1 protein-coding gene is annotated in these 1,328 nt (G+C 71.5%); it reads left to right on the plus strand.

Annotated features, from left to right (window positions below; genetic code table 11):
• A partial coding sequence (locus N177_RS01790; RefSeq protein WP_040484981.1) for a methyl-accepting chemotaxis protein occupies nucleotides 1–1,262 on the plus strand: 1,262 nt, incomplete at its 5' end.
• Nucleotides 1,263–1,328 lie beyond the last annotated feature (66 nt).

Genomic DNA, 1,328 nt, shown 5'->3' on the forward strand with positions numbered 1-1,328 from the left:
ACATGACGTCTGTGATGCTGCGTCTGGCTGAGGGCGACAAGACGGTCGAGGTTCCAGCGCTCGGGCAGCGCGACGAGATCGGCCAGATGGCGAAGGCGGTTCTCGCCTTCAAGGAGGCGGCGATCGAGAAGGAGCGGGTCGAGGGCGAGGTGGCCGAGCAGCGGCAGGCGGCGGAGGCCCAGCGCGGCCGCAGCGAGGCGATGCAGCGCGAGGCGGCGGAGCAGCAGGCGGTGGTCGTCTCCGAGATCGGCAGCGGGCTTGCGAAGCTGTCGGCGGGCGACCTGACCTACCGGATCGAGGCTGCCTTCCCCGGCGACTACCGCAAGCTGAAGGACGACTTCAACGCCGCCATGGGCCAACTCGAGGAGGCCGTCAGGACGATCTCCCACGCGACCGGGGCCATCCGCTCCGGCACCGGCGAGATCAGCCAGGCCTCCGACGACCTGTCGCGGCGCACCGAGCAGCAGGCGGCGAGCCTCGAAGAGACGGCGGCGGCGCTCGACCAGATCACCGCCACCGTCAGGCGCACGGCGGAAGGGGCCGGTCACGCGAGCGACGTCGTCTCGCGGGCGAAGCAGGACGCCGAGCAGTCGGGCGAGGTCGTGAAGAGCGCCGTGACGGCGATGAACGCGATCGAGACCTCCTCGAACCAGATCTCGCAGATCATCGGGGTGATCGACGAGATCGCCTTCCAGACGAACCTGCTCGCGCTCAACGCGGGCGTCGAGGCGGCGCGGGCGGGCGACGCCGGCAAGGGCTTCGCGGTCGTCGCGAGCGAGGTGCGGGCGCTCGCCCAGCGCTCGGCCGAGGCGGCGAAGGAGATCAAGACGCTGATCGAGACCTCGTCGAACCAGGTCGCCGACGGCGTCGACCTCGTCGGCCGGGCGGGCGAGGCCTTGACGCGGATCGTCACGCAGGTCGCCGAGATCAACGGCATCGTCAAGGACATCTCGGCCTCGGCGCAGGAGCAGGCGACCGGCCTTGCCGAGGTCAACACCGCCGTCAACCAGATGGACCAGGTGACGCAGCAGAACGCGGCGATGGTCGAGGAGGCGACGGCCGCGGCCCACAGCCTCTCCACCGAGACCGACAACCTCGTGCGGCTCGTCGGCGGGTTCCGGGTCGGCGGCGTGCAGCAGAGCGCGCCCGTCCGGCCGGCCGCCCGCGCCAAGACGCCGCGCCCCGCGAGCCGGCCGCTCCCCGTCGCCGGCAACACCGCCCTCAAGGCCGATCCCGCCGAGGAGGGCTGGGAGGAGTTCTGAAGACGGGCGACGGCCCGGGCATCGTCGCCCGGACGAACGAGACCGCTCACGAGTCCAAACGCACGA

The organism is Lutibaculum baratangense AMV1 (genome assembly GCF_000496075.1).
Lineage (GTDB): Bacteria > Pseudomonadota > Alphaproteobacteria > Rhizobiales > Tepidamorphaceae > Lutibaculum > Lutibaculum baratangense.